The organism is Microcoleus sp. MON1_C1 (genome assembly GCF_036701945.1).
Taxonomy (GTDB): Bacteria; Cyanobacteriota; Cyanobacteriia; order Cyanobacteriales; family Microcoleaceae; genus Microcoleus.
In genome coordinates this window covers 37,885-62,440 of the sequence record NZ_JAUBRO010000006.1, presented here as the reverse complement: position 1 = coordinate 62,440, position 24,556 = coordinate 37,885, and the positions used below count along the sequence as shown (strand labels likewise).

Genomic DNA, 24,556 nt, shown 5'->3' with positions numbered 1-24,556 from the left:
TTAAAATGTAAAGGGCATTTTTTGTTTACTCCGTTTTTTAGTTTTAAGCTGCTCGTACTCTATTTCCTTGAGCTTCTTCATAATCAGATTAAAGTATTCTTCGAGATAAGACTCCAAAGTAGTAGTTTCTTTAGGGTCTATTCCGAAGACACTGTAAACGTCATCCATCGGAGCTTTCAAGGGTTTTCCGGCTGCCAAAACTTCTGAAAAAGCCAATCTGTCAGCTACGTTCCAACTCCACTGAAAGAACTTAGCAAATTGACGAGTAGCCTTCAACAAGGCGTCTGGGGTGCGCGTAATTTTGGCTTGCTTCCCTGACAGCCGTTCGCACAACCGCACGATTTCGTCAGCATCCCAAGCGCGATTCCCCACCACCGGAAAGCTTTTTTTCTCGGTTTCAGGAACTGAAAGGGCCCGGACGGCAAATTTAGCAACGTCCTGAGTGTTCATGTAGGCAAGGGCGGATGGCTTGTTGGGCAGCCAGACTGCCTGATTGTCCAAAATCGGCATTGCATACAGGCTCACCAGTCCTTGCAAAAAGCCGCAAGGTCTCAAGATTGTGTAGTCTAGACCGGATTCTGCTAAGAACAATTCGGTACAGCGCTTGATTTCCAACAAGGGGACTTGGGGATATTTCTCCGCATCGAGAAAGGAAAAGAATATGTAACGCTTGATGCCTGCTGCTGCTGCTGCTTGGATCAGCGATACTTTTCCGTCCCAGTCTACTCTTTTGATGCTGACAGAATCGGCTGCACTCGCTGTTGCTGCATCGATAATAGCACTGACGCCTTCTAGGGCCGGAGGCAGACTGTCTGGCTGGCAAAGGTTCCCCGGTACGAGTTCAGCGCCCCATTCTTTCAAAAATGCAGCTTTTCTGTAACTTCTGACTAAACAGCGCACCTGGTAGCCCTCGTCTAGGGCGCGGCGGACTATTTGGCGGCCGAGAGTGCCGGTGGCACCTAAAATCAATAAAGTCATCTAGGGATTAATTATGAATCTTAAACTTTCAATAAGATGGTATCAGGTTTTTGTTAAGTTTGTTATAAAAACTTAACAAAAACCTGAAATTTTCTCATTTTAGGCTTGAGATATTCGGCAGAATGCTGGCTTTCGGCAGAAAGTAGACTCTAGAAGGCAGAAGGTAGAAGGCTTCTGAAGGATTGGTTGAAAAAAACTTATTCTTCGCGGCCTTGCAATTTGAGCAGGAGGAAGCCTCCACCTATACCCACGAAAATTAGGGAAAAGGACAAAAAGGCTGCAGTGAAAATTTCAGGATTCATGATTTTATATGTCCAATTGGGCGATCGCATGAAATAAAGATAATATAATTTGGGGCAACCAGGTACATGAATGCTAAAATTTCAGTGCCGAAATTGCTGTATTTTGTTGGAGAAAACTGCCTTGAGTCTCGATCGGGAATCACAACTAGCTGTAACTCTCGGAGATCCGGCGGGAATTGGCCCGGAAGTGATTCTCAAGGCATTGGCAGATCCCGCTGCTGGTTTGAGGGCAACGGTTATAGGTTCTAGGAGAGTTTTGCAGGAAACTTACGATAAGTTGCGATCGAGCAATCCAGCAGCAGAAGCGGCAAATCCCGAAACATTAAACATTATTGATATCGAACCAGACAGCAAGTGGGGCGAAATTGTCCCTGGTGTCGGGAGTGCAGCTAGCGGGGCGGCTAGCTTTGCTTACATGGAAAGCGCGATCGCCCGTACCATCGCCGGCGAATTCTCCGCCATCGTGACAGGCCCGATTTCCAAAACTTGCTGGCAGGCGGCCGGTTACAATTATCCCGGACAAACAGAACTCCTCGCAGAAAGAGCAAAATCGCAGCGATTCGGAATGCTGTTTGCCGCCACATCTCCCCACAGTGGCTGGACGCTCGTAACTTTACTGGCTACCACACATATTTCCCTCCGTCAAGTCCCCGATGCGTTGAGTCCCGAATTACTGAGTGAAAAACTAGAATTGCTGATAGACTGTTTGCGGGAAGATTTTGGGCTGGAAAGACCGAAAATTGCGATTTCTGGCTTAAATCCTCACAGCGGCGAAAATGGCAAACTGGGAAATGAAGAGCAAGACTGGATGATACCTTGGTTGGAAACGCAGCGCGATCGCTTTCCTCAAGTGCAGTTAGACGGGCCAGTCCCCCCCGATACCCTGTGGGTAAAACCGGCTAAAGTTTGGTACGGTTTAGCCAAGGAAGCTCACGACGGTTACTTGGCAATGTACCACGACCAGGGGTTGATTCCAGTAAAATTGATGGCTTTCGATAAAGCAGTCAACACTACAATTGGCTTGCCTTTTGTCCGCACCTCTCCGGATCACGGCACAGCTTTTGATATTGTAGGTCAGGGGATTGCAGATGCCTCCAGCATGAAGGCAGCATTGCAGTTGGCGGCCCAGTTGGCTAGTCGCAGAACAGCAGTTAAAATAAGGCGATAGCTTTAGTACGCCTGACGCTTGGAGAAATTGTGTCATTCCTATTGATTGTCGCTGGGGTGAGGCGGCAAGCAAGCTGGTAATTTCCTTCGGTCGATAAAAATTACGTTTGGGTAGGGCAGTATGGCAGCATCTAATGATAATTCAGGCAAAATGTATCAGTCAGAAAAAGAGGTTTCTGATGCAACTCAGGCAAGTTCTAAAGCTGGAGAGCAACTTCAGGAATTGCTAACCATACTGACTGAATTTCAGTTATTGAAGAAATCCAAAAAAGAGCCAAGCGAGCTGAAATTACCGCTTGCGGAAAAATCTGTGCAGCGATTAGAGGATGAGGAAAATCGGCGCAAACAATTGTCTTTCCTGATCGAATCACCGAGTATTGTACCGGAAGTATTAACTAACGATGAAGAGATCCCCTCTCAAAGACGAGAAAAAAGTAATCAGGAACCCGATTTATCTATAGCGGCGAAGGGAGCAAAAAAAAATCCGCCGTCGGAGGAAGAATTAGAACAAGCAGTGGAGGAGTTTAAGCGGTTGCAGCAACTGCTGTTTGAAAGGGATTTACCGGAATTTTACAGTAATGTTTTGAGCGTGGAACAAAGGTTAGAAAATTGTGAGAAGTTGATGTCTGAACCCCAAGAGTTGATGACTTTACTGAAGCCGTTAATTCCCGAGTTAATGAGAGATGAATTAGAGGGGTTGAAGTCGGAATTAAAAAAGGCGGTCGAACTCGCTAGCAGCGATCAAATTAATAGGCTCGAATTGCAGACAAAAATAGCGGATTTGGAAAATAAAATTGCTAGCTTCAACCAGCAGCAACTGCCGAATTCAGAACAGTTAATGCAACGGCTGATGTTGGTGGTGGGCGAGCTGCTCAAGCGTAAGGTAGAGGAGTCTAAGTTAGAGGTAGCTTCGGCGATCGCACCAAAAGTCAATCAAGTAATTCACAATCAAAACGGACTTGAAGAACAGGTAGTAAGAATTGAAGATAGAGTTGCGAATATTCAGCAGCGTTACCAGCAGCAACCTGAAGATATAATCAAGCAGCTAGTACCAGTAGTTAGCGAATTGCTAAACCGCAAAATTAGTGAATTAAAATCAGAGATTGTAGAAGCTGTTACCCCCTCAGTACAGGTAAGAATAGCTTGGGTAGAAATAGAAGAAAAAGTATTGAGCATCATCGAACGCCGACTGGCTACACAACAGTCGCCTATTCAGAAGCCAGAAGAGATACTGGCGATGCTAATGCCCGCAATAGCTGATTTGCTGAATCAGAAAATCGATGAATCAAAATTACAAGTAGCAGCGACGATTGAACCTTTGATAGAATCAGCAATTCTTCAAAGAGAAGTTCAAGGAAAATTGAGCGACGTAGAAAGTAGACTAAATAATCTTCAGCGACAGCAAAAATCTCAGCCGGAAGATATAATGGCAAGGTTAATGCCGTTAATGATTGAGTCGCTGAACCGGAAAATCGAGGAGACAAAGTTAGAGGTGAGAGAGGCGATCGCGCCTGGTGTCAACACAGCTCTTCAAAACAGCGGTATTGCAGCACAAATATTAAATAATGAAAGTAAGATTGTCGAAGTTCAGCAGCAAGTTTTAGCCGAGATAGAAGGCTTGATGGCAAGAATAATGCCAGTGATTGTAGAAATGCTGTCTCGAAACATCGGGGAAGCAAAGCTAGAGATAGAATCTGCGATCGGCCCCGCTGTCGATGCCATCATTCAGAATAAAAGGATCGATCAAAGACTCGGGAAGATCGAACAACAGATTGTGGCGATCGAACACCGGATTTATGAATCGACAGACTTGTTTACCGATTTACTGAAACCTTTAATTGACGAGCTGATGGTTAGCCATCACGCCCAACTGCAAAAGTCGGTCATAGAGTCTATTTTACCATTGTTAGATGAAGTTGTAAGTTATAATTACAGACTCAACGATAAAGTAGGGGAACTCGATCGCAAAATTACTGATGCGGAATGGGGAGGCAATCGGGAAGAATTACTTGCCCGAATTAAAATCATGTTTCCCGAAATGATGATCCAAACCATTAATGAGTCGAGAAAATCATTTGCCGAAACCATAGCTCCGATAATTGATGAAGTAATTAATACCAAAACCCGAGAAAACAGGCAATCGATGGGAGTAGCCATATCGCCTGCTCTTCCTGTAGGAATCAGCCACAGAATCAGTGAATCGCCCGATGAAATTGCAATGGCGCTCGCGCCGGAAATGGCCGCCGCTATCAAACAGCAAATTCATCTCAAGCGAGAAGCAATGTCGGATGCACTTTATCCGATCATCGGCAGCACGATTTTAAAATACATCGCCGAGATGATGCGGGAAATTAATGAAAAACTCGAAGCATCTTTAAGTCCCGAGAGAATTAGTCGCAAAATTAAATCCAAATTACAGGGCATTTCTGAAGCAGAATTGCTGATGAAAGAAACAACACCACTGAGTGTTAAAGCTGTATTTTTAATTCAAACAGAATCGGGATTAGTAATTTCAGCAGTGCAGAAGTCTGAACGCGAACAGCTAGAATCAGACATGGTAGCGGGGATGCTGACTGCTATTCGGGCTTTTGTCAACGATTGCATATCTCAGTCGGGAAATATTGCAGAGATTGATGCTATAGAATACGGCCCATTTACGATCGTATTGGAAGTAGCGGGTTCGTGTTATCTGGCAGTAGTGATGCAAGGAGAAACCCGCCAGTGGTTTAAGTACAAAATGCGAGCGATATTCAACAATATTGTTCAAGAATACGGAGATCAAATTCGGTCATTTAACGGCGATCCAGCAACTGTACCACCAGAAGTAAACTCGAAATTGCAAAAATTAATCGATACAGAGGTAAAAGTTAAATCTTCTAAACTTCCCATTTTACCAATTATCGGTTTGGCAGCGTTAGGTTTAATTGGGGTACCTTGGGGAATTCATCAATACCGCAGCGCAGTTGAAGCGAGCTTAGAAGCAGATACGAATTTAGCATTACAATCTGCTCCAGAGTTATCGGTTTATCGTATCGCGGCAGATGTTAAAGATAAATTATTGCAGATTTCGGGACGAGTGCCGAATCAAAATCTGCGATTGAAAGCGGAAAAAATCGCTCAGCAAGTGGCTCCACAATCAAGAATTGAAAATAAAATTATAGCCGTTGAAGTACCTCCCGATCCGGTTTTAGTCGAAGCCGATGTCAAGCGGACGGCAGCTCTTTTGAATAAAGTAGAAAGCATTAATATCTCAGCTCGCTATGCAGAGGGAAAAGTCGCCGTTGCAGGCAGCGTAAGCAAAGTGCCAGATGCTCAGAAAATAACTCAAGCTTTTGAGAAAATTCCGGGGGTGAAGTCCGTAACAAATACAGTGATAATAGGAACTCCACCGCCGCCAAAGATAATAATGCCAGTTCGCGTGTATTTCGGTGCAGGTTCGGCAAGTTTGGAGGCGAAAGATGTAGCACAAAAGCTTAGTAAAGTCAAGGAATATATGGAGAAAAATAGCACGAAGAATTTAAGGATAGTTGGCTACAGCGATTTTAAAAGCACTCCGGTAGAAAATCAAAAGTTGGCACTGGAAAGGGCGACAAATGTGAAAGGTATTTTGGTTAGACAAGGGATAAATGGCAACAGAATACAAGTTGCTTCTACTAAGGGTCGTCCCGAAGGTGTGGAGGCAAATCAACCGCTGTGGCTGAGCAGATTGGTAGTATTTGAGGTGGTAAATTAAAATTGGGAATTGGGAATTGGGAATTGGGAATTGGGAATCGGGCATCGGGAATTGGGAATTGGGGATAGGGAATCGGGCATCGGGCATCGGGCATTGTTAATTGGGAATTTTCCCTAATAACTAATGACTTTTTTCTCTTAATTTATAGTAACTGGCAAGAAGGTTAGAACATTTTTTATCGCTGAAAATATTGCTATGACTGCATTTCCTTTCTTCCTTCTTCCTTCTTCCTTCTTCCTTCTTCCTTCTTCCTTCTTCCTTCTTCCTCTTAAATTAATCGAACTCGCCCAGAGGTAAAGGGTTGTATTCGATCGCCCGCCAAGCATACTAACAAGCGGCCGCTTCCATCAATGCCGGCGGCTTCTCCGCAGATGGTTTCCGACGCAAGTTCGATCGCCACCGGGTGGCCAATCAACGCATCGCGGCGGCGCAATTCCGGCAAAAGTAGCGCTAAACCGGACTTGGAGGCTGGCTTGTCTGTGGTGGAAAACATATCGGCTAGTTCGAGTAAATAGTGCCGCAGTCGATCGAGCAAACACAGTTCATCTGGTACTGTACTAGCAATAGAATGCAAGCTTACCGCATTGCCGATCGCCATTTCATCCAATCCCGCAGCCGCGAAATCTACGCAGCGGTTGAGTCCAATTCCCACAACGGCGCGAGTTTTACCAACAACATTGCCGGAAGTAGCTTCGCAGAGAATTCCCGCTAATTTGTGGCGATCGATCCAGACATCGTTTGGCCATTTCAGGCGCAGCATATCGCGACAGTCGGGAACCAAATCTTCGATCGCGTAAATCACGGCTAAACCCGCTGCTAAACTGAGTCCCGGCAATAGATTGGGGTTGAGGTTGTCGAGTACAAAACTGGCTGTCAAGACACCGGTTGGGGCGTGCCAGGTGCGCCCGTGTTGGCCGCGCCCGCTGGTTTGTCGCTTGGTAAATACTGCATCTCCGTGGTGGAGTTGGGCGGCGCGGGCGATCGCCCAACTGTTGGTACTCGGACAGGTATCTAAGGAGTGTAGCCAGTGAGGGAGGTTTGGGCGATCGGCTTCTGGCAATGCGGGCACGGGAGTTAAGGGCAATTCAGACAAGGTTTGATTTGTAGTATTGGATATCTAAAAGCTGATTATCGCAGGGCGATTAATCTTTTGTGCGAGTTTGGGCTATCGGCATTTTCGTCAGTGTTAATTCTTGCCGTTGCGATCGAAGTTTTCTATAAATATGTCTCAGCGGGGATTGACAGTGCAGGCGTGGGATATTTCGCCTCCCGATCATCGAGAATTGCCAGCGACTCCACCACAGTCAAGTCTTCATCCACTAAAACCGATATGCGGTGGAACGCGTTAATTGCCAGAAAATCCGGTGCAAAGTGGTCGGCGTCGAGGTTAAGTGCGATCGGCTCAAACGCAATCTGCTTTTCCTGAAGTGCCACCTCGCGCGACGGCGAGAATTTAGAGAAATTCGAGTGTAGTACAATTTCAGCATCGGATTCAACTAACGCGACACTACCATTGCAGCAGCCAAATATTTGATTTATAAGGGGTTTAGCAAAAAGCAGCGCCTCACTTTTCCCGCTTCGCAGCAACTTTAAAAAAAAAGTTGTATTACCCCCTTGACAGTCTTGTAATACGTAATGTAGTATAAAAGTATGGCGAAGGGGAAAGAGCTTCAAAGCCTTACCCCACGAGCAATATGAACCTTGAAAACTGAATAGGAAGTTAATCATGTCACATAATTGTGGACATTGGCGGTGTAGACTCCGGCAACAATAGCCCGATCGGGTTGTAGTACGCGGAATCAACCGCCACCCGTCCCAACTTCAGTAATTTAAGGACAGAATATTGTTCATTTTCGCGGGGGTATAGCTCAACCGGTCAGAGCAGTCGCCTGTCGAGCGAAAGGTTGCGAGTTCAAGTCTCGTTACTCCCGTCAAAGTCCCGTAGGCAAAAGTCAAGCCGTCTCCCCCTCAAGGAGAAGATTGCGAGTGCAAACCTCGTCGGGACTCCCAGGTTAGGTGGCCGAGTGGTTGAAGGCGTCGGTCTGCAAAACCGAATTTCGCGGGTTCAAATCCCGCCCTAACCTCTGTTCCTAATCAGAAATTAAAAAATAGAAATTAAAAGATTAAACTAACAGTCTTTTAATTGATTTTTTTAACTTTGAAAAGGAACGAAGCGAAAGTGACCTTGCAGCGTAGCTTAATGGTAAAGCGCCAAGTTCATACCTTGGTCAATGCGGGTTCAATTCCGGCCGCTGCGACCACAAGCAGGGATGGTGTAACTGGCAACACTCTGGTCTCCAAAACCAGCATTCTGAGTTCAAATCTCAGTTCCTGTGCCAATTTATAGTGCTGTAGGCAAATGGTTTAAGCCGCTTGGTTTTCACCCAAGTGATTGCGGGTTCAACTCCCGTCAGCACTTCTCGTGGGTCGTTGGCAGAATGGTTTTGCAGCCGCCTTTTAAGCGGATGGATCGAGGTTCAATTCCTCGACGACCTACCAAAATTTCTATCTTGGGTCGGCCCTCCTATTGGCGTGGGTAGCTGTCTGTAAAACAGTAGCTTAAAGCGTTGCTGGTTCAATTCCAGCCCGACCCATTTGTAACTGCATTTAATCCGCAGTTGCAATTGTGAGAACGTGGTGTAGCCGGATAACATCTCAGTTAATAAAACTGAAGATTGAGGGTTCAAATCCCTCCGTTCTCGCGCTCGGAGAGGTGGCCGAGAGGCTTAAGGCGCTTTCCTGCTAAGAAAGAGCGGTTTAACAGCCGTCGAGGGTTCAAATCCCTCCTTCTCCGTTTTCCCCCGATAGCTCAGTTGGTAGAGCGCTTGTCTGAAGAATAAGAGGTCGTCAGTTCGATACTGACTTGGGGGATTGCGTTGCCTTATAGCTCAATGGTAGAGCAAGCGGTTGTTAACCGCTAGGTTGTAGGTTCGAGTCCTACTGGGGCAGCCATTTTTTAAATTGCCGGGTAGACAAATTGGTAAAGTCGCCTATCTCTGAAATAGGAGTTTCTGTAGGTTCAAAGGCTACCCCGGCACCCAATAATTGGGAAGTCGCCTAATCGGTATGGCACCGCTCTTTGAAAGCGGAAAAATGCAGGTTCGATCCCTGCCTTCCCAGTTCTGCTATTACCAAAGCAGATCAATTACACTCCTGTAGCCCAATTGGCAGAGGCCGCAATTTCAAAAATTGTGTTGTGTGAGTTCAAATCTCACTCCCGAGTACCAAATTTTCAACTAAATTTTTACTTGCTCCTGTGGCGGAATTGGCAGACGCGGCAGACTTAAAATCTGTTTTATTTTGAGTGTGAGTTCGAGTCTCACTAGGAGCATGAACGGGATGTAATTCAGCGGCCAGAAGCCATGCTTTGGGAGCATGGAGTCGTTGGTTCAAATCCAACCATCCCGACTTTACTCCTGTGATGTAATTGGAAAACATCACTCGCTCAAAACGAGTGTTTTTTGCAGGTTCGAGGCCTGTCAGGGGTATGAGGTTTTATTCAATCTCAAATCTCAAATCTCAAATCTCAAATCGGTTTTGCCCCTGTAGCCCAATCGGTAGAGGCGCTAGATTTAGGATCTAGTTAGTGCTGGTTCGATGCCAGTCAGGGGTATTTGGTGACATCGCGGGTGAAGTAGCCTGGGTAGGCTTGGAGGTCTCATAAGCCTCTTAATAGCAGGTTCAACTCCTGCCCCCGCCACCAAAAATGCAGGTGTGATGTAATTGGCAACATGAGGCTTTTGTAAAGCTTTCTGGCCAGTTCAAATCTCACCATCTGCTTGGCGTGCTGGTGTAGCTCAATTAGGCAGAGCAACTGATTTGTAATCAGTCGGTTGTAGGTTCAATTCCTATCACCAGCCCCACAATTGCGGATATGGTGTAACGGTAGCATTCGAGTCTTCCAAACTCTAGGCACGAGTTCGAGCCTCGTTATCCGCTTGGCGAAACAAGAAGTTTGTTAAATCTCACATTTTGCACCATTCTCCAGAACAGGCAAGATGCCTGTTCCACAAAGAGTAGATTTTCTTGTGGAACAGGCATCTTGCCTGTTCATAAAAAGCTTATTGACACTGGTGCAACATCTCAGTTAAATCCAAAATCTCAAATTTTAAATCGGTTTGCGGATGTCATGTAGCGGCTAGCATCTGAGTATGCCATTCTCAGCGCATGGGTTCAAGTCCCATCATCCGCTTTTGTAGTCCTGAGCTTCGATGGTAGAGCGTTTGCCTTACAAGCAGACGCGGGGTAATCTCCTGTCAGGACTACCAATTTATGGGAGTGTAGCTCAATGGATAGAGCGCCGCGCTTCGGACGCGGATGTTGTGGGTTCGAGTCCTGCCACTCTCGTTGTTTTTGCTTTAATTTAAGGAGGTTGATTCCATTGAATGGATAATTTTTTATATTAAGATCGATCGCCCTTTGCGTGCCCCAATCTTTGGAGCCTACATACTTTAGTACGAGAGGAAAGGTAACGCTGTCAAAATCAGCGGGCGTTTGAGAACGAGGAGTGCCATGAACCCGGCAGGTTGGCTTAAAGGTAGCCATCCTTTAAAGAGTGTGTAATAACTCATCGGCGGAGTCCCTCTAGTAACTGAGAAAACGCAATGCTCTGATAACTTGCACGTCAAAGTGCGTGAAGCGCAGCTATCCCGTAGGGAATCGCACATTAACAAAAAACATGGGAGCGTAACTCAACTGGATAGAGTGTCGAGCTTCTACCTCGAATGTTGTGGGTTCAAGTCCTACCGATCCTGCTGTCTGGGGTTCGTAGCTTAATTGGTAAAGCATCTAACTGGCTGTTAGAAAGATATCGGTTCAAATCCGATCGCAATCCACCACACCAATTTTAGATTTTAGATTTTAGATTTACTCCACAGGTGAATCTTTTACGCGGGGTCATAGCTCAATTGGTAGAGCGCTTGCTTTGCACGCAAGAGGCCAGGAGTTCGATTCTCCTTGACTCCACTTGCGGTGTCTGAAGCCAAAGCGGTAGCGGCGCTGGTTTGTGGAACCAGTAATAGCGGGTTCAATTCCCGTCAGACACCCCTTGGAAGATGCCGCTAAATGGTTGGCAACCAGTCTTGAAAACTGGGGTACAGGTAACTGTAAGGGTTAGATTCCTTCATCTTCCTTTTGACCCACCGGAAGTCGAAAAGCGAGACACCGTGCTGATAACGCGGCGATAGGAGGGGCAGTACCTCCTCGGTGGATGGATTGGTTTATAATAAGTCTAGATTTGCTAGTTATTCAACATAGAAGCCATGAGCATTCAAGTTCTCAAATTAGAATTGATTCAGTGGATTTTGTTATTAAAGGATATTCAACTTTTAAACGAAATCCAAAAACTGAAAGAAAAGTCACCCGAAAAGACTGCTGTTCTCAAACCTCGTCAATTTGGCTGTGGTCAAGGAATTTTTACTTACGTTGCGGATGATTTTGATGAAACACCTCCTGGTTTTGAAGAATATATGTTGCCATGAAATATCTAATTGACACTCACATTCTAATTTGGTTTGTTGAAGGTAACGCTCGGCTTGATGAGTATGTGCGCTCGCTGATTGCTAATCCTGTCAATGAAATCTATATCAGCCAAGCGAGTCTGTGGGAGCTTACTATCAAAATCAGCATCGGTAAGTTGTCTTTGTCTATTTCTGTGTCGGAGTTAGAAATTTTTCTGATCGACCACGACTTTCAAATTCTAGAAACTAAGTTCCTCCATTACGATAAATTGCAAAATCTTCCTTTTTACCATCAAGATCCTTTCGATCGCCTAATTATTTCTCAATCCCAAGCAGAAGATTACACTATCATTACACATGACGATAGGTTCAAACAGTACGATGTAAAATTGTTGTAATATCAAATTATCAAAACAAAGGTTAAATATGAGAAAACTAAAATATTACGTTGCTTGCACCGTTGACGGGTTTATTGCTCGCGAAGATGGCTCATTTGATTGTTTTCCTATGGAAGGAGAGCATTTCGCTGATTTGTTCGATTCCTTTCCTGAAACTTTTCCGGCTCACTTTCAGGAAGCACGAGGCATTCGTGCAGAGAACAAGCAGTTTGATGCGGTTTTGATGGGACGGAAAACCTATGAGGGAGGGCTAAATGTTGGTGTAACTAATCCTTATCCTACCTTGAAGCAGTATGTTTTTTCGCGCACTATGAAAGCCAGTCCCGATCAGAATATTGAACTTGTTTCGGACAATCCTGTTGCATTGGTTAAGGAATTGAAAAAAGAAACGGGTAAAGACATCTGGCTGTGCGGTGGTGGCGCTTTAGCGACAACTCTTTTTTCTGAGATTGACGAGATAATTGTGAAGTTGAATCCGCTAGTTATCGGATCTGGAATTCCTCTTTTTTCCCGTGCACTAGATACGACAAATTTGGAACTTGCCGATCGCAAAATCTATAGCAACGGTTTCATGTTACTTCATTATCGAGTGAAGCATTAGCAATCGGGACTTTAGGCGTTGCAATTGCTGGGGGCAAAAAAGGACTGAAGTGTTTACTACACAATAATTTTTTAGGAATTACACAAACGCTGAATTTTTAAGGGTGGTTAGCAAAGCGGTTATGCACCCGGCTTTTAACCGGTACCAGATAGGTTCAACTCCTATACCACCCACTTTCAATCTATCTGCCTTAATCAGCGTTTATCTGCGGTTAAAAATCAAAAACTTGGAAAGTGCGGCTGTGTGGAGGGCAACTGGTTTGGAATACCAGGGTGCAGCGAAAGCTGTAGAGGTTCGACTCCTCCACTTTCCTTTTTAATCATTAGTCATCAGTCCTTAGTCATTAATAACAGGCTAAGGACTCAAAACTCATGATTAAGAACCAAAAACAACTCTTAGAGGAGAATCAAATGTAATGTCCCGCACCAAATTTGAACGGAACAAACCCCACGTCAATGTCGGTACGATCGGTCACGTTGACCACGGCAAAACAACCCTAACAGCGGCAATTACAATGACGCTGGCTGCACAGGGTCGGGCCAAGGCTAAAAAATACGATGAAATCGATGCTGCACCGGAAGAGAAACAGCGGGGAATCACGATTAATACGGCTCACGTTGAGTATGAAACTGGCGATCGCCATTATGCTCACGTTGATTGTCCGGGTCACGCTGATTACGTGAAAAACATGATCGTGGGTGCCGCTCAAATGGATGGTGCAATCCTCGTCGTGTCGGCTGCAGATGGTTCGATGCCTCAAACTCGCGAACATATCTTGTTAGCGCGGCAAGTGGGAGTGCCGAAGTTGGTTGTCTTTTTGAATAAGAAAGATATGGTGGACGATGCGGAAATTTTGGAGTTAGTCGAGTTAGAAATTCGCGAACTTCTCAGTTCTTACGGTTTCCCGGGCGATGATATTCCAATTGTCGCAGGTTCGGCACTGAAAGCCCTGGAAAAAATGACTGCTAATCCGAAAATTCAGCGCGGCGAGGATGAGTGGGTTGATGGCATTTACGATTTGATGGATGCGGTAGATGAATGGATTTCTACCCCCGATCGCGATATTGACAAACCTTTTCTGATGGCTGTTGAAGATGTGTTCTCGATCAAAGGTCGGGGAACTGTCGCAACTGGCAAAATCGAGCGGGGTAAAATCAAAGTCGGCGATACTGTGGAATTGGTGGGAATCCAAAACACTCGCACGATAACTGTTATCGGCGTTGAAATGTTCCAGCAAATTCTGGATGAAGGAATGGCTGGAGATAATGTCGGTTTGTTGCTTCGCGGCATCCAAAAAGACGAAATTGAGCGGGGGATGGTGGTTGCTAAACCCGGTTCAATTCAACCTCACACTGAATTCGATTCTGAGGTTTACGTGCTGTCGGAAAAAGAAGGCGGCCGCCGAACTCCTTTCTTTGCGGGATATCGCCCTCAATTCTACGTGCGGACAACGGATGTTACAGGTACGATCGCATCTTTTACGGCTGATGACGGAAGCGCGATCAACATGGTAATTCCGGGCGATCGGGTTAATATGACTGTGAAGTTGTTGCAGCCGATCGCGATCGAACAAAATATGCGTTTTGCCATCCGCGAAGGTAATCGCACTGTCGGCGCCGGTGTCGTCTCCCGAATTCTGAAGTAGACGCTTTCGGAACCAATTAGAATCAGTAGGGTGGGCCAAGGTCCACCTTACTGATTAATTCACAGCAAATTTTTCTGTGTGGATGCAGTAGAGCGCCAAGATGGAGTCAAGCGAATTGTCGAGATTGGAGATGGCCAAGTATCAGATTTGGTTGGATGGTCGGCCGAACGTTTTGCACAACTCTGGGGAGGTGCTTGAGGTCGATCGCGCTTAAATCAAATGTGGAATCAGGGCGATGGAACTTACATTAAATATTTGAGTAAGGGCGATCGCCACAAATTTTTACAAAAATAGTTGAGTTTTCCGAAGGGTTGTGTTATACTAGCTTAGATGCGGGAGTATAGCTCAGTTGGTTAGAGCAGGTGACTCTTAATCTCAAGGTCGAAGGTTCAAGTCCTTCTACTCCCATCCCAAATCCTGAACCTAAATTTATCGAAACTCACGAGTGCAGTCAACTGCTGTAGCGGTTCGATGCCTCGGGGTGTTTGCGTTGTCGGATTTTTAACGCCGATCGACCATTGGGGCGAGTTGATCGATAAAAGTGCGATCGCCCAAGCTATTTTTAAACTGAATAACAACAGGAACAGGTGATTAGCTATGATGGCCAATCTCTCGGCGCGCTGCTATGCGGGCGATCGCGATTTAACTGCGATCGCCCATTTAATCAATACTTGCGAAGAAGTCGATCGGCTCGACGAAGGTACTTCCATATCGGAACTGCAACAAGAATTTAACGCCCCGTTTTTCAACAAAGGCCGGGATATTCGCCTTTGGGAAGATGCGGAGGGAAAATTAATCGGTTTTGCTCAGTTGTCCGTTTCTGAGCCTGGGGAAGTAATTGACGGTTGGCTGTGGTTTCGCGTCCACCCGGAGGCGCGCGGAGGCGATGTGGAAGCAGCCGCGATCGCCTGGAGTGAAGTGCGGATGCGCGAGGTGTCTGCGATGCGCGGCGCGCGCGTGAAGTTGCGAACCTACGCGCGCGCTGAGGATTGCGATCGCATTTCTGTCCTGGCTAGTTGCGGTTTTAAGGTCGATCGCTATTTTTGCCGAATGGCGCTATCGCTATCTGAACCAATACCTGAACCGCAATTCCCCGAAGGTTTCGCGCTGCGTCAGTTCCCCGGCGAACAGGATGCGGCAGCTTGGGTAGAAATGTTCAACCAGTCGTTTATCGATCACTGGAATCATCACGATTTAACGGTGGATAAATTTAAGCACGAGTTAGCTAAACCCGATTACAGAAATGATTTAGACTTGATTGCTGTTGCTGATGACGGCACATTTGTCAGTTTTTGTTCCTGCGAGATTAGTGTGCAAGAGTGCGATCGTACCGGGCGCAATGAAGGCTGGATTGCTTGTCTCGGCACTAGGCGCGGCTTCCGCAAAATGGGATTGGGACGAGCGATGTTGCTGGCTGGTTTGCATCGGCTGAAAGCTGCCGGTGTTGCTACTGCTATTCTCGGCGTGGATGCTGAAAATTCATCAGGTGCCTTGCATCTTTACGAGTCTGCTGGCTTCCACAATATTCGCGATAGCATTTCTTATGTTAAGGACGTTTGATCGATGTTACAGTTCGCGATCGCGCTTTGACCAAAGAAACCCGGTTTTTTACCGACTCTGCGGATAGCAACGAAATATTTTGGTGAAAAAACCCGGTTTCTCGCCCCTCGTGTAAGTTTTATCTAAAAAACTTTTCCGACCCCCTTGACAACTTTGTATTACATATGTAGTATAAAAGTATGGAAAGCACAGGACAAGCAAAAACCTGTATTTTCCGTGCAAATTCTGAACCTTGACAACTGAATAAACGATCAAAATTTCAAGGAACATCAATTTGGAAGTCTTGCAATACAGACTCGATGGTCATGTTGTTACTTTATACGAGACTGTTCGGTTACAAACTGACTCGACCAGAGTCAGATGCTGTAGTAAATCAGTCTAATTTCAATGAATTTCAGGCGGATTCAGAACAGACAAGTTCGGCCAGATTTCAAGCAACCAAAAAGGCTGAGGAAATCCGCAAAATCAAACAAGCTTATCACCTAGAACGGCGCTTCTTTCAGTAAAGGTTATCAGATTTCGTGAATCTTTACCGCTACTGGCAATTTGCTAAGTCTCACAAAAAGCCAAATTCGAGAGCAGATAAGCTACCAATCCAAAATCCAAAATTGCTCTAGGAGGTATCGGTAATGGTTCACATTCGTTTTGAAGGACGTTCCTATGACTTGGCAGAAAACCAACTGGGTATCGCGGCAGGAATGAGCGACAAGGCTATTAAGGAACGTCTGGCAAAGCATTTTGATGTCAAGGGCGAGCGCTTCGAGTCTTACGTGCTCGATCGCCGTCCCAGCGGTGATTTAATTGTCCGCCCAGAAGCCGTTTACGGCTAGAAATTCACTGAAAGCACGTATTAGACAGCGCACCCCAACAAAAGAAGCTTACAAACTGGAAACGTTCAACTTAAAATCCAATTGTAGGTTCCATTCCTACCGGCCCCTCGGCTGAAAAAAAGCTTCTCTGACTTGTGCGCTGCCTTTTATAGCTGAATTTTTTATATCTTTCAGGCGCTTAAAAGTTCCACTTCGCGCCCCAACAAAGGAAGCTTACATACTAGCTCTTGGTAGAGCATTTCTCTTTAAAGAAAAGGTCGCGGGTTCAACTCCTGCGTATGTGCCAACGGCTTTCTTAACTTGCGTGGAGGGACTTTTAATGCTATAAAAGGCAAAAATAATTGAGCAATTTAGAAGAATCACAAGTCAAAACTTTCTAGTTTAGAGATTAGAAAAATTTTGTTCCGCACCCTAACGAGTGAAGCGAATACACACATTTTAATCGATTTGTCGCAGGTTCAAATCCTGCCAGCCCCGTTTAAGGGGCTGTAGCTCAGGGGTAGAGCGATCGGACAGTCAAAACGCTTTGCTAACTTGTGCGGAACATCTCATATTTATAAATATTAGATATAAAAGTGGTGAGGATAATTAAATTATGAAAAATACAACTCTAATTTACCGAGCGCCCAAGGAGATAGATAGTCTGATTCATGCCTTCCAAGAATGCAACCTCTTGCGAAGTCAATGGACGCACGAAGCACATTTAACCGTTGCCCTGTGGTATCTGTGTTATGACTCGGAGCAAGAAGCGATAAATGCGATTCGCAATGGCATTAAACGTTACAACTCGGTTCAAGGAATTGAAATCACACAAAACAGCGGGTATCACGAAACGCTAACGCTGTTTTGGATGCGAACTATTCGTCGGTATCTCGCCGATGAAAGCCAAAATCGGTCGATCGTAGATCTGGCTAACGGTTTGATTGCAAAATATGCCGATCGCACTTTACCCTTTCGCTACTACACGCGCGATCGCCTGATGTCCTGGGAAGCCAGAAATAGCTGGGTTGAACCCGATTTGAAGTCCCTCGAATCCGAAATAGTCCGCCAGGGATTGAAATCCCTGTCTAATAGCTAAAGTCCTCTAAAGAGGACTAAAGATATTTGTTTTGGTTCGTTTTTAATCACAAAAAATACATTTGTAAACACGCATTTCAGTCCTCTTAAGAGGACTTAAGCTTTGAGCCAGGGATTTCAATCCCTGGCGGACTAAGGCGCTAGGTGCAAAATATTAGGTAACACCAATGAATATGAATACAGCAGAACGCGATTTGCGTTTGGAAATGCTCAACAGTCTGCTCACCACTCCTCACCGTGTATTAGAAAAAGTAGCAGAAATTCACAAGTTAATTATCGAATTAGACCCCATTTTTTACGGTCATTTAGCAGTGTGGTATCAACGCCACGGCGACGTGCGCGATCACAAGGAAGTTTTTGCCGGAAATTTGCTGACTTCGGCGCTGACGGAACACCGAGATGCCGGGTTTATGATGCTGCAAGAGTTCCCTCCCTACGAGGTTTCGCGGATTGTGGACTTTATGAAGCGGCACCAGAATAAGGTGCCCCGCAGCGCGCGCACTGCTGTCACTCGCTATCTGAAATCGCGGGAAAAGAATCCGCAGTTTTTCGATCGCGCCGCAATCCGCAACCGCAAGGCGATGAAGCATTTGTACGCAACGCTGCACGTCAAGCCGAGCGATCGCGCTAATGCTATTCTGTTTAAAGACAATCCGCCGGAAGACTCTCTGGCATTCGTTTTGAAGCAGTTGGCGAAGGCGACGACACCTGCGGAACAGGCGAATTTGATTGTTGAGTACAAGATTCCGTATACGATCGCAGTTGGTGCGATCAAACAGCTAACGCCAACGGTTTTGGCCGCGCTGATTAACTCGATGTCGCCGCAGGAAGTCATCAACAATTTGAAATCGATTCAGTCGCGCGGCGCGATGGATCACGCGGAAGTCAAGCAGTTGATTGACTCGAAGCTGGATGAAGCCGCAAAGTGCGATCGGGTTTCTGCTTACAAAGCGAGTGTTGCGGGCGCGGGCGCGAACTTCGACGCAGCAACGGCGGCCAAGCTGGAAGCGGTGACAAACGAACAGGTGAAGAAGCGCGGCAAGATTGCCAAAGCAACCGGTTTGTTGATTGACAAGTCTGGTTCGATGGAAAGTGCGATCGAAGTCGGCAAGCGTCTCGCTGCTTTGATTTCCGGCATTTCCGAGGCTGCACTGTTCGTTTATGCCTTTGACACGATACCGTATCCAGTGCAAGCAAACGGCAGCGAATTGACTGACTGGGAAGGCGCTTTCAAGCACATTCGCGCTGGCGGCGGCACAAGTTGCGGTTGCGCGGTGGAAGCAATGCGAATTAAAAAGCAGGTTGTCGAACAATTCATTATGGTGACAGATGAAGGCGAAAACGCTGCACCTTATTTTGCAGATGCTTATCAGAATTACTGCCGCAGTTTGGGGGTAATTCCTGATGTTGTGATTGTGCGAGTTGGTGCTTGGTGCGAATATGTCCAGAAGCAATTGAAGGACAAACAAGTATCGGTGGAAACCTTTACGTTTGCGGGTGATTATTACTCCTTACCGAATTTAGTGCCGATGTTGAGCCGTCCTTCGCGACTGGAATTGTTGATGGAAATTCTCGACACGTCGCTGCCTGTGAGGGATGACAAGTGATATAATTGGGCATGGCTCGTGAGTTAAGCTGGCGGGCAATGCTCACTTTATGGGAGAGCTACTGTGCCATACCTCAAAGCAAAACATCTATCAACCCAAGGTAAAAGGTTGAATGAGAGGGTAAAAACTGCTAATCGCAAGTTAATTTATATTGGTGGTGAAATCAGGTTTCAATCCGAGATGGATTTGGAAGATTATATAGATGAGAAATTTGATGAAATATTTCCATCGCTAATTAAAATCAAAAGGCAGCATACTGTAAAAATGCAGCGATGCGATTTATTGTGCTGTACCAAATCCGAAAAGCAGCCGATAATTATGGAGTTGAAAAATGAAGAAGATCGAGGATTAGTTTCGCAGTTAACTCGGTATCGTAAAGCTATTATCACCAATAAATGCTTTGATGATAAAATTGACTATTCCTTGCCCGTTAAAATGATAGCGATCGCACCGAGTTTTCACGCTGATAATTACACAGACAAAGAAGCTTCAAAATTTGAAGAAGATTTTTGTTTTTGGGAATTTGCTGTACAAAATCATCATAATTCAGGTCAATTTCAACTATTAAGTCAAATTTATGAAATTTCTTACCCTGTATTTGGGTTGCCAGAAATCTCTCCTAATTTAGATCGTAGCAGTTTACCTGCTTTTACTCGCAATTTTGTAGGTAGGCTCCCACCAGACTATCATACAGATTTTCTGAAGTTGCGAACTTTGCTTTTGTCTCAGCCAAAAGTAAAAGAAATGGTTAGTACCACTTACAGAAAAATATTGTATGGAACTGGCGATGGAGTTAACCACACAAAACTGGCAGAAATAACTAACACGACTAAGGGAGTCGTGTTATTTCTTTGGTTGCCAACTAGCGTTCATAAAAATATCAAAACACCCGTAGCTCGATTGGGATTTGTTTTAGAAAAAGGAGGCAACCCCTTTGCTCACAACTCTTCCTTAGAATGGGTTGTTTGTACCAAAGATACTATCAACTTAAAAGAGCAACCTCAACCTAATACATTTTCAGGAATGACTAGGCATGGAATGTTAAAATGGTGTAAACCTAATATGTACTTGACGCAAGCTGCACTAGGTTATAATACTTTTTTCTTACTTTTGTATCTCCTTAAAGGAATTACTCCACCTATTGATAGCACTACTAGGGAATGGTGGGAAATTTACAAAAACGAGACAGAGATTAATTTAGGATGGTTTATAGATTTAGCTATCAAAACCTGGAATTATCGCGTCAAGTAGAACTTTTATATACGGATACATTCAGCAGCCAACGAAAAACAGCCCGCAATCCTTCAGGTGTTAGCATTGTAAATTATTCTCTAGTTTGAGCGATAATTGCTTGTAATTCTGGATTAGCGATGGATGACACTAACTGGGAATCCGCACCAGCCAAAGCCGCGCGCAACTTTTCTGCAGTGAGTGCAGGATATTTCTCTAAAACCTGCTGTTGTGTCCATCCCGCAGCAAAGAGCCCCAGCAAAAATTCTACAGACAATCGAGTTTCTGGGGCTGCTGGTTGACTTGTTGAAGCTTTCGAGTTTGGATGAATGAGCTTTCGCCAGTCCATTGTTTTACTTAAACGATTTGGGAAGATTCCGCCGATTATACTGCATTTGGGCACAGTAGAAACACCGACCTCGTTGACTGATTGTGTAACATGATACGGCAGGTAATACCAATTTAGATTTTAGATTTTAGATTGCGAATCACTGATGACAACCAGGGTTTGGAGTTTGGCGACAGTGGCATTTTTTTTGAGCTGGTGTCATTTCCCCATTTTGCGATTAAATTGTTATTACGATCGCAGTACAGCGCTTTCTTATAGACTAGAGTGATGGGGTAGCGACGGGGCGATAGACCTTTTTGCTCCAGTCCGTTTCTATACCAAACTGCGCTCGCGCTAAATCTCAACGAACTGTGCAACGAACTGTGCAACGAACTGTGCAACGAACTGTGCAACCCACAATACAACTACTTTAACTTCTTAAAACTATGGGAAAAAAGTCGAAAGCCAAAAAATCCCAGCTCAAAAAATCCAGTTTGCTCTGCCAGCGACTCCAAGAAGCTCTCGATCGAGGCAGTAAAGTTTGGATTAAAACAAATAATAGTAGTTTCGGCGGCATCCCGACTAATTTGTTCGGGGAGTTTGTGGAACTTTTGGTGATAGTTCCCCCTAACGAACAGGCGGAACATCTCGATGCTTACGGGCAAGTTACGTGGCTGATTCGACTCTCTGATATTATTGCACTTGCTTACCCTACTGAATATTGGTCTAAAGATAGATTAGAAAGTTTGCTGCCACCCGATGCAGTTACTTCCGAAGTAGGAGATTAACTGCGTAGGGTGTGCATTGCGTACCCTCATTTTAGCTGATTTGTATTTGGTATGGTGTGCAATGCACACCATACATTTACTATTTTTTAAGCTGCTTTAGCAGCCCACATATACACCTCTTCCACCGATTTTGATCCCTTTAATTAGTTGTTGCAAGCTGAAAGCTGCACTTTACAGTTGCCGCCATCTAGTTCGCTGCAACCGGCGAGAGCTTGAGCTTCTGCTGCTGCTTTATCGCCGGCCCAGCCCGCACCTGCTCCTCCTTTGCCTACTGCGATCGCTCCACAATTATTGCTATTAGAGGTCAGCGCTTTGCAATCGTTAGCACCTTCGCTTTGTTTATTGCAGACAGCTACTGCTGCCTTTAGTGCTTCTTTCTCTGTAGCATAATCCCAACTAATACCAGTGGCGTCAGAAGTCGGAGAATAAGCAGTAGCTCCATAGGTGTTCTGAGCTTTAGCTACCTCGGTTGATCCAAAAGTCGGAAGTGTTAAAGCTGTCAATACAACCAACTTAGAAAAGAGCTTTTGCAGCATATTTACTGGAGAGATCTACAAGATTAAAATTGGATGATCGCTCAATATTATATTAGGGTAAGGATTCGTGTCAAGAGTGTTTACAAAGCTTTATTTTTGCTTAAATTAAAAGTTCTATCGGTAAAAAAAGTAAGATTACGGAGGTCAATCCAGTGGCAGATATTCGCAAAATAATCAGCCAACTCGCGGCCCAAGAACGGCAACTGCTCGATACTCAATTCCTGGCTCCTTGCGTGCAGGGGGGAAGCGTGCGGATACGGGTTAGCTCAATGGTTTATACTTTTCAACCGCAGCCGCCCAACTTTGAAGGATGGGCTATTTTTGGGCCAGTCAATGAGAAAATTGCTGCGGTGATTGAGGAACCAAGTTTGCCGCAAGTGGCCGAGTATTTGCAACTGCTCGTACCCGTTCGCTTGCAGTTGGCTTGCGTGCTGCAAGGGCAAACTTGGCTGGCTTATCCTGTTAACGAATCTGATGCTAAACAGCGCACTGGTGTTGCAAAACCCGTACCAGTTCATTTAGTAACAGAAGGTTCGCATTTTGAGCCGATTGTTGCGCGCTGGGACGGTCATTGTTTGTGGTTTGAAGAGATTGACAGGCGCGCCGATCCGCTGCCGTCTGAGAAGTTAAAAGCAGCTATAAAAAAGTTGATTTTGCCTCAAGATGTTCGCTTTAAAGGGATGACACCGGAAATGCGAACAGTTTACGAATTGGTGTCCAGAAATATTAAAGATTTCGATCCGAAAGTCCGGGCCCAACAGCGCTTGCAGGGGGCGCTAAAAATGGGCGGCGGTGAATTGCGGGATTTTTGCGATCGCGAAAATTATTGGCTGGTTGAATGGACTAGCGGAACGGGAGAACACCACACTTCTGCGATCGCCAAAAATGACTTGACAGTTATGAGTGCGGGGATTTGTCTCAGCGGATTGGACAAAGACTTCGACTTGCATTCATTGGTTGGAGTCGTCGAAGATAGATAATGGGAATGGGGCATGGGGCATGGGGCATGGGGCATCGGGGAATATCTAATAGTTAGTTGTCAGTTGTCAGTTGTTAGTTGTTAGTTGTTAGTTGATCCTGGTTTTTCTAATAAAAAATAATCAAGAAATAACCAATGCCCAATGCCCAATGCCCAATGCCCAATGCCCAATGCCCAATGCCCAATTCGCAATTACCATGAGTATATTTTTTCACGAACAACTTTACAGAAGTGCCGCAGTGATGTCGCAGATCAAAAATTTCCCGGTAACGGTGTGCGGGGCGGGCGCTTTGGGTGCGAATATTACAGAAAGTCTCGCGCGATCGGGCTTTTGTCAGTTAAAAGTCATCGATCGCGATCGCATTGAGGAACGCAACCTTTCCACTCAACCCTATTATCGATCGGACATCGGCGCATTCAAAGCCAAAATTCTCGCCAACAACCTCTACCGCGCTTTGGGAGTCAGCATTGACGCGCACTCAAAAGAATTGACACCCGCAAATGCCGATCGGCTGCTTGCTGTCAGCGCCACAGTCATCGATACTTTTGATAACAGTGTCGGGCGGCAAGCAGTCAAGGATTACTGTGCGAGTGCCTCCCTTCCCTGCGTGCACGTCGGATTAGCTGCCGATTACTCCGAAATAATTTGGAACGAACACTATCGGGTTCCTTCAGCGGCGAATGATGACGTTTGCGATTACCCGCTGGCGCGAAACTTGGTAATGCTGACGGTGGCAGTTGCTTGCGAAGTAATTGTTACCTTTGCTGCTACCAAAGAGCAACAAAATTTAACTTGCACGATCGGAGATTTTGCAGTAAAGCCACTTATATTGTAGAATGTCGGTTGACTGTTGCCAGAAACCCGGTCAATCAAGATTGGATGCCCCCATCCTATAAACCCGGTTTCTCACCCTCAAACAATCGTCCAACTTGCAAAAAACGCTTGAAAAATTAACAGGGAAAGTATGGCCGGATCACAGACTTTTTATTATTTACTAGCAATTCTCGCCCTATTAGTTTTGACGGGCACAAGTAGAGCAAACTATGCAGCAGGCTCCGCAGTTTGCTCTACTGATGATTGCCATCGACCAGCAGTAAGACACCATAAAAGGATTTTAAAATGCGGATCGAAAGGGCACGATGTGAAGAAACTGCAAAAGTTGTTGAACGCGCGGGGCTTGTCCCCACACCCGATCGTAATTGATGGCGTGTTCGGTCCGACAACCGAAAATGCAGTGAAAAGATTTCAGCGACAAGCTGATATTCCTGTAGACGGAGTTGTGGGAGGTCAAACTTGGGACAGACTGTTTACTAATTCGTAAATTTAAGCACCGGACA

The 24,556-nt window shown here is 45.4% G+C and carries 23 protein-coding genes and 30 tRNA genes; 47 read left to right on the top strand and 6 right to left on the bottom strand.

Annotation, left to right across the window (positions count from 1 at the left end; translation table 11 throughout):
• Nucleotides 1-978, bottom strand: coding sequence for an NmrA family NAD(P)-binding protein (locus tag QUA62_RS05060; RefSeq protein WP_333402745.1), 978 nt, complete (start codon nucleotides 976-978; stop codon nucleotides 1-3).
• 197 nt (nucleotides 979-1,175) lie between these two features.
• Nucleotides 1,176-1,280, bottom strand: a complete 105-nt coding sequence (petM, locus tag QUA62_RS05055; protein ID WP_071587849.1) for a cytochrome b6-f complex subunit PetM — start codon at nucleotides 1,278-1,280, stop codon at nucleotides 1,176-1,178.
• Between the two features lie 70 nt (nucleotides 1,281-1,350).
• Here petM and pdxA point away from each other — a divergent pair, with 70 nt between their 5' ends.
• Complete coding sequence (gene pdxA, locus QUA62_RS05050; protein WP_333402744.1) at nucleotides 1,351-2,448, top strand: 4-hydroxythreonine-4-phosphate dehydrogenase PdxA; 1,098 nt, start codon at nucleotides 1,351-1,353, stop codon at nucleotides 2,446-2,448.
• A gap of 120 nt (nucleotides 2,449-2,568) precedes the next feature.
• Nucleotides 2,569-6,180, top strand: coding sequence for an OmpA family protein (locus QUA62_RS05045; RefSeq protein WP_333402742.1), 3,612 nt, complete (start codon nucleotides 2,569-2,571; stop codon nucleotides 6,178-6,180).
• Nucleotides 6,181-6,448: 268 nt separating this feature from the next.
• On the opposite strand, the gene QUA62_RS05040 is transcribed toward QUA62_RS05045, so the two are convergent.
• Nucleotides 6,449-7,273, bottom strand: a complete 825-nt coding sequence (locus QUA62_RS05040) for a biotin--[acetyl-CoA-carboxylase] ligase (RefSeq protein ID WP_333402740.1) — start codon at nucleotides 7,271-7,273, stop codon at nucleotides 6,449-6,451.
• Between the two features lie 122 nt (nucleotides 7,274-7,395).
• Nucleotides 7,396-7,614, bottom strand: a complete 219-nt coding sequence (locus QUA62_RS05035; RefSeq protein WP_333402738.1) for a glutathione S-transferase family protein — start codon at nucleotides 7,612-7,614, stop codon at nucleotides 7,396-7,398.
• 423 nt (nucleotides 7,615-8,037) lie between these two features.
• Here QUA62_RS05035 and QUA62_RS05030 point away from each other — a divergent pair.
• The 41 genes from QUA62_RS05030 to QUA62_RS04830 all read left to right on the top strand — a co-directional run bounded on the left by QUA62_RS05030 (nucleotide 8,038) and on the right by QUA62_RS04830 (nucleotide 20,608).
• A tRNA-Asp gene (locus tag QUA62_RS05030) sits at nucleotides 8,038-8,111 on the top strand.
• A gap of 4 nt (nucleotides 8,112-8,115) precedes the next feature.
• A tRNA-Glu gene (locus QUA62_RS05025) sits at nucleotides 8,116-8,190 on the top strand.
• A tRNA-Cys gene (locus QUA62_RS05020) sits at nucleotides 8,191-8,264 on the top strand. It begins immediately after the preceding tRNA gene.
• A 102-nt stretch (nucleotides 8,265-8,366) separates the two neighbouring features.
• Nucleotides 8,367-8,441: transfer RNA gene (locus tag QUA62_RS05015), tRNA-Met, on the top strand.
• A 3-nt stretch (nucleotides 8,442-8,444) separates the two neighbouring features.
• Nucleotides 8,445-8,519, top strand: a tRNA-Trp gene (locus QUA62_RS05010).
• Nucleotides 8,520-8,525: 6 nt separating this feature from the next.
• Nucleotides 8,526-8,599 (top strand) — tRNA-Glu (locus QUA62_RS05005).
• Nucleotides 8,600-8,604: 5 nt separating this feature from the next.
• Nucleotides 8,605-8,679 (top strand) — tRNA-Lys (locus QUA62_RS05000).
• Between the two features lie 13 nt (nucleotides 8,680-8,692).
• Nucleotides 8,693-8,774, top strand: a tRNA-Tyr gene (locus tag QUA62_RS04995).
• A 34-nt stretch (nucleotides 8,775-8,808) separates the two neighbouring features.
• Nucleotides 8,809-8,882 (top strand) — tRNA-Tyr (locus QUA62_RS04990).
• Between the two features lie 5 nt (nucleotides 8,883-8,887).
• A tRNA-Ser gene (locus QUA62_RS04985) sits at nucleotides 8,888-8,974 on the top strand.
• Between the two features lie 4 nt (nucleotides 8,975-8,978).
• Nucleotides 8,979-9,051 (top strand) — tRNA-Phe (locus QUA62_RS04980).
• Between the two features lie 6 nt (nucleotides 9,052-9,057).
• Nucleotides 9,058-9,132 (top strand) — tRNA-Asn (locus tag QUA62_RS04975).
• A 10-nt stretch (nucleotides 9,133-9,142) separates the two neighbouring features.
• Nucleotides 9,143-9,221, top strand: a tRNA-Gln gene (locus tag QUA62_RS04970).
• 5 nt (nucleotides 9,222-9,226) lie between these two features.
• A tRNA-Gln gene (locus QUA62_RS04965) sits at nucleotides 9,227-9,300 on the top strand.
• Nucleotides 9,301-9,430: 130 nt separating this feature from the next.
• Nucleotides 9,431-9,511 (top strand) — tRNA-Leu (locus tag QUA62_RS04960).
• Nucleotides 9,512-9,515: 4 nt separating this feature from the next.
• Nucleotides 9,516-9,588 (top strand) — tRNA-Pro (locus QUA62_RS04955).
• A 131-nt stretch (nucleotides 9,589-9,719) separates the two neighbouring features.
• Nucleotides 9,720-9,793, top strand: a tRNA-Leu gene (locus QUA62_RS04950).
• 95 nt (nucleotides 9,794-9,888) lie between these two features.
• A tRNA-Thr gene (locus tag QUA62_RS04945) sits at nucleotides 9,889-9,960 on the top strand.
• A gap of 6 nt (nucleotides 9,961-9,966) precedes the next feature.
• Nucleotides 9,967-10,043: transfer RNA gene (locus QUA62_RS04940), tRNA-Thr, on the top strand.
• Between the two features lie 5 nt (nucleotides 10,044-10,048).
• A tRNA-Gly gene (locus tag QUA62_RS04935) sits at nucleotides 10,049-10,119 on the top strand.
• 258 nt (nucleotides 10,120-10,377) lie between these two features.
• Nucleotides 10,378-10,448: transfer RNA gene (locus tag QUA62_RS04930), tRNA-Val, on the top strand.
• 6 nt (nucleotides 10,449-10,454) lie between these two features.
• Nucleotides 10,455-10,527, top strand: a tRNA-Arg gene (locus QUA62_RS04925).
• A gap of 333 nt (nucleotides 10,528-10,860) precedes the next feature.
• A tRNA-Arg gene (locus QUA62_RS04920) sits at nucleotides 10,861-10,934 on the top strand.
• A 7-nt stretch (nucleotides 10,935-10,941) separates the two neighbouring features.
• Nucleotides 10,942-11,018, top strand: a tRNA-Ala gene (locus QUA62_RS04915).
• A gap of 54 nt (nucleotides 11,019-11,072) precedes the next feature.
• Nucleotides 11,073-11,145 (top strand) — tRNA-Ala (locus QUA62_RS04910).
• 6 nt (nucleotides 11,146-11,151) lie between these two features.
• Nucleotides 11,152-11,225: transfer RNA gene (locus QUA62_RS04905), tRNA-His, on the top strand.
• A 4-nt stretch (nucleotides 11,226-11,229) separates the two neighbouring features.
• Nucleotides 11,230-11,312: transfer RNA gene (locus QUA62_RS04900), tRNA-Ser, on the top strand.
• A gap of 129 nt (nucleotides 11,313-11,441) precedes the next feature.
• Nucleotides 11,442-11,660, top strand: coding sequence for a hypothetical protein (locus tag QUA62_RS04895; protein ID WP_333044881.1), 219 nt, complete (start codon nucleotides 11,442-11,444; stop codon nucleotides 11,658-11,660).
• Nucleotides 11,657-12,037, top strand: a complete 381-nt coding sequence (locus QUA62_RS04890; protein ID WP_333402736.1) for a type II toxin-antitoxin system VapC family toxin — start codon at nucleotides 11,657-11,659, stop codon at nucleotides 12,035-12,037. Before QUA62_RS04895 ends, QUA62_RS04890 begins: the two co-directional genes overlap by 4 nt.
• Before the next feature lie 28 nt (nucleotides 12,038-12,065).
• Nucleotides 12,066-12,638 carry a dihydrofolate reductase family protein gene (locus QUA62_RS04885; RefSeq protein WP_333402734.1) on the top strand — a complete coding sequence of 191 codons (573 nt, stop codon included), beginning with the start codon at nucleotides 12,066-12,068 and terminating at the stop codon, nucleotides 12,636-12,638.
• Between the two features lie 101 nt (nucleotides 12,639-12,739).
• Nucleotides 12,740-12,811, top strand: a tRNA-Lys gene (locus QUA62_RS04880).
• A 242-nt stretch (nucleotides 12,812-13,053) separates the two neighbouring features.
• Nucleotides 13,054-14,283, top strand: a complete 1,230-nt coding sequence (tuf, locus tag QUA62_RS04875; RefSeq protein ID WP_333402733.1) for an elongation factor Tu — start codon at nucleotides 13,054-13,056, stop codon at nucleotides 14,281-14,283.
• Nucleotides 14,284-14,340: 57 nt separating this feature from the next.
• Nucleotides 14,341-14,481: an ATP-grasp domain-containing protein gene (locus QUA62_RS04870; RefSeq protein ID WP_333402859.1), complete on the top strand. Its 141-nt coding sequence runs from the start codon at nucleotides 14,341-14,343 to the stop codon at nucleotides 14,479-14,481.
• A gap of 136 nt (nucleotides 14,482-14,617) precedes the next feature.
• A tRNA-Lys gene (locus QUA62_RS04865) sits at nucleotides 14,618-14,691 on the top strand.
• Nucleotides 14,692-14,880: 189 nt separating this feature from the next.
• The gene (locus QUA62_RS04860; RefSeq protein ID WP_333402731.1) at nucleotides 14,881-15,843 is read left to right on the top strand and encodes a GNAT family N-acetyltransferase; all 963 of its coding nucleotides are present in this window, start codon (nucleotides 14,881-14,883) and stop codon (nucleotides 15,841-15,843) included.
• 305 nt (nucleotides 15,844-16,148) lie between these two features.
• Nucleotides 16,149-16,349 (top strand): radical SAM protein, encoded by a 201-nt coding sequence (locus QUA62_RS04855; protein WP_333402729.1) that lies wholly within the window; start codon nucleotides 16,149-16,151, stop codon nucleotides 16,347-16,349.
• Nucleotides 16,350-16,472: 123 nt separating this feature from the next.
• Nucleotides 16,473-16,673 (top strand): hypothetical protein, encoded by a 201-nt coding sequence (locus tag QUA62_RS04850; RefSeq protein WP_333039015.1) that lies wholly within the window; start codon nucleotides 16,473-16,475, stop codon nucleotides 16,671-16,673.
• 215 nt (nucleotides 16,674-16,888) lie between these two features.
• A tRNA-OTHER gene (locus tag QUA62_RS04845) sits at nucleotides 16,889-16,959 on the top strand.
• A gap of 309 nt (nucleotides 16,960-17,268) precedes the next feature.
• A complete protein-coding gene (locus QUA62_RS04840) occupies nucleotides 17,269-17,751 on the top strand; it encodes a hypothetical protein (RefSeq protein ID WP_333402727.1) in 483 nt (160 codons plus the stop codon).
• A 166-nt stretch (nucleotides 17,752-17,917) separates the two neighbouring features.
• On the top strand, nucleotides 17,918-19,357 hold the full coding sequence (locus tag QUA62_RS04835; protein WP_333402725.1) for a hypothetical protein: 1,440 nt from the start codon (nucleotides 17,918-17,920) through the stop codon (nucleotides 19,355-19,357).
• A 63-nt stretch (nucleotides 19,358-19,420) separates the two neighbouring features.
• Nucleotides 19,421-20,608 carry a hypothetical protein gene (locus tag QUA62_RS04830; RefSeq protein WP_333402723.1) on the top strand — a complete coding sequence of 396 codons (1,188 nt, stop codon included), beginning with the start codon at nucleotides 19,421-19,423 and terminating at the stop codon, nucleotides 20,606-20,608.
• Nucleotides 20,609-20,681: 73 nt separating this feature from the next.
• On the opposite strand, the gene QUA62_RS04825 is transcribed toward QUA62_RS04830, so the two are convergent.
• The gene (locus QUA62_RS04825; protein WP_190657021.1) at nucleotides 20,682-20,936 is read right to left on the bottom strand and encodes a DUF433 domain-containing protein; all 255 of its coding nucleotides are present in this window, start codon (nucleotides 20,934-20,936) and stop codon (nucleotides 20,682-20,684) included.
• 425 nt (nucleotides 20,937-21,361) lie between these two features.
• Between QUA62_RS04825 and QUA62_RS04820 the strand changes: the two genes are divergently transcribed.
• A complete protein-coding gene (locus tag QUA62_RS04820) occupies nucleotides 21,362-21,703 on the top strand; it encodes a hypothetical protein (protein ID WP_190657022.1) in 342 nt (113 codons plus the stop codon).
• 143 nt (nucleotides 21,704-21,846) lie between these two features.
• Here QUA62_RS04820 and QUA62_RS04815 read toward each other — a convergent pair whose 3' ends face one another.
• Nucleotides 21,847-22,239 (bottom strand): DUF4189 domain-containing protein, encoded by a 393-nt coding sequence (locus QUA62_RS04815; RefSeq protein ID WP_333218336.1) that lies wholly within the window; start codon nucleotides 22,237-22,239, stop codon nucleotides 21,847-21,849.
• Between the two features lie 152 nt (nucleotides 22,240-22,391).
• On the opposite strand from QUA62_RS04815, the gene QUA62_RS04810 reads away from it, so the two are divergent.
• The 3 genes from QUA62_RS04810 to QUA62_RS04800 all read left to right on the top strand — a co-directional run bounded on the left by QUA62_RS04810 (nucleotide 22,392) and on the right by QUA62_RS04800 (nucleotide 24,540).
• Nucleotides 22,392-23,219, top strand: coding sequence for a hypothetical protein (locus QUA62_RS04810; RefSeq protein ID WP_333402721.1), 828 nt, complete (start codon nucleotides 22,392-22,394; stop codon nucleotides 23,217-23,219).
• A 196-nt stretch (nucleotides 23,220-23,415) separates the two neighbouring features.
• Entirely contained in the window at nucleotides 23,416-24,054 is a 639-nt protein-coding gene (locus QUA62_RS04805) for a ThiF family adenylyltransferase (RefSeq protein ID WP_333283714.1), read from the top strand.
• A 129-nt stretch (nucleotides 24,055-24,183) separates the two neighbouring features.
• Entirely contained in the window at nucleotides 24,184-24,540 is a 357-nt protein-coding gene (locus QUA62_RS04800; RefSeq protein ID WP_333402719.1) for a peptidoglycan-binding domain-containing protein, read from the top strand.
• The last annotated feature ends 16 nt before the right edge of the window (nucleotides 24,541-24,556 follow it).

What these genes read in the sequence shown, in the direction of transcription:
- QUA62_RS04895 (WP_333044881.1), top strand. Translation starts at nt 11,442, where the DNA reads ATGAGCATTCAAGTTCTCAAATTAGAATTGATTCAGTGGATTTTGTTA.
- QUA62_RS04855 (WP_333402729.1), top strand. Translation starts at nt 16,149, where the DNA reads ATGTTGTTACTTTATACGAGACTGTTCGGTTACAAACTGACTCGACCA.
- petM (WP_071587849.1), bottom strand. Translation starts at nt 1,280, where the DNA reads ATGAATCCTGAAATTTTCACTGCAGCCTTTTTGTCCTTTTCCCTAATT.
- pdxA (WP_333402744.1), top strand. Translation starts at nt 1,351, where the DNA reads ATGCTAAAATTTCAGTGCCGAAATTGCTGTATTTTGTTGGAGAAAACT.
- QUA62_RS05045 (WP_333402742.1), top strand. Translation starts at nt 2,569, where the DNA reads ATGGCAGCATCTAATGATAATTCAGGCAAAATGTATCAGTCAGAAAAA.
- QUA62_RS04820 (WP_190657022.1), top strand. Translation starts at nt 21,362, where the DNA reads ATGGGAAAAAAGTCGAAAGCCAAAAAATCCCAGCTCAAAAAATCCAGT.
- QUA62_RS04850 (WP_333039015.1), top strand. Translation starts at nt 16,473, where the DNA reads ATGGTTCACATTCGTTTTGAAGGACGTTCCTATGACTTGGCAGAAAAC.
- QUA62_RS05060 (WP_333402745.1), bottom strand. Translation starts at nt 978, where the DNA reads ATGACTTTATTGATTTTAGGTGCCACCGGCACTCTCGGCCGCCAAATA.
- QUA62_RS04800 (WP_333402719.1), top strand. Translation starts at nt 24,184, where the DNA reads ATGGCCGGATCACAGACTTTTTATTATTTACTAGCAATTCTCGCCCTA.
- QUA62_RS04815 (WP_333218336.1), bottom strand. Translation starts at nt 22,239, where the DNA reads ATGCTGCAAAAGCTCTTTTCTAAGTTGGTTGTATTGACAGCTTTAACA.
- tuf (WP_333402733.1), top strand. Translation starts at nt 13,054, where the DNA reads ATGTCCCGCACCAAATTTGAACGGAACAAACCCCACGTCAATGTCGGT.
- QUA62_RS04835 (WP_333402725.1), top strand. Translation starts at nt 17,918, where the DNA reads ATGAATATGAATACAGCAGAACGCGATTTGCGTTTGGAAATGCTCAAC.
- QUA62_RS04825 (WP_190657021.1), bottom strand. Translation starts at nt 20,936, where the DNA reads ATGGACTGGCGAAAGCTCATTCATCCAAACTCGAAAGCTTCAACAAGT.
- QUA62_RS04840 (WP_333402727.1), top strand. Translation starts at nt 17,269, where the DNA reads ATGAAAAATACAACTCTAATTTACCGAGCGCCCAAGGAGATAGATAGT.
- QUA62_RS04885 (WP_333402734.1), top strand. Translation starts at nt 12,066, where the DNA reads ATGAGAAAACTAAAATATTACGTTGCTTGCACCGTTGACGGGTTTATT.
- QUA62_RS04805 (WP_333283714.1), top strand. Translation starts at nt 23,416, where the DNA reads ATGAGTATATTTTTTCACGAACAACTTTACAGAAGTGCCGCAGTGATG.
- QUA62_RS04860 (WP_333402731.1), top strand. Translation starts at nt 14,881, where the DNA reads ATGATGGCCAATCTCTCGGCGCGCTGCTATGCGGGCGATCGCGATTTA.
- QUA62_RS04890 (WP_333402736.1), top strand. Translation starts at nt 11,657, where the DNA reads ATGAAATATCTAATTGACACTCACATTCTAATTTGGTTTGTTGAAGGT.